Genomic DNA, 715 nt, shown 5'->3' on the forward strand with positions numbered 1-715 from the left:
TGGCGGCCTTCACCTCGGCCCGGGCAGCCTTCCTGCGGCCCCGGGCGGCCTTGCTGGCGAGGCTGGCGGCACGGCGGCGGGCGGCTCAGCGGGTTCGCGGACGCCTCCCGAGCCGTCTTGCACTGGCCGCGGGCCTGCGCCACCGACACCCCGGCCAACGCCCGAACCTGCCGGGCGTCGGCGAGTGCCGCCCGATGCTCCAGGGTCCGCAACTCGCGACGCCGGCCGGCCTCCGCATCCCACCAGACCGCGAACGGGGCGCACGCCGGCGACAGACCGTCGAGGACCGTCACCGCCGTCGCCGACGACGCCCGCCACACCCGCACAGCGGCCGGTCCGGAGGGGGTCTGCGGGGCCTGCTCGGGGGTGGTTGCAGCCCCCGGTTGCACTGGTTGCACCCGGACTAGCTGGTTGACCCCTGCAACCACCCCTGCAACCCCCCTGACCTGCACGATTGCAGGTTGCAGCCAGGGGGGCCGGAGGGGGCCCTAAGCGTGCGCACGCGAGGAACCCCGATTTCCGGCCCGCTGCAACCCGGCCCGGACGCCTCGTCGGCGGGGGCCTGGTGGGCGGTCATGCCGCACCACCGAACAGATCATCCTGGCCGTCGCAGACCGGGCACAGCGGCCCCGACGGCGTCACGTCCAGCTGGCCCCGGCAGCGGGTGCACCGCCGCCGCGGCGCCAACGGGATGACAGTCAGCGCGATCCGCAGA

General features: G+C 75.5%; 1 protein-coding gene. It reads right to left on the reverse strand.

Annotation, left to right across the window (positions count from 1 at the left end):
* Positions 1-389 (reverse strand): hypothetical protein (locus tag G6R25_RS24365; protein WP_205447451.1); only part of this gene is annotated, 389 nt, incomplete at its 3' end.
* Positions 390-715: the final 326 nt, after the last annotated feature.

The organism is Candidatus Frankia alpina (assembly GCF_902806485.1).
Classification (GTDB): domain Bacteria; phylum Actinomycetota; class Actinomycetes; order Frankiales; family Frankiaceae; genus Frankia; species Frankia alpina.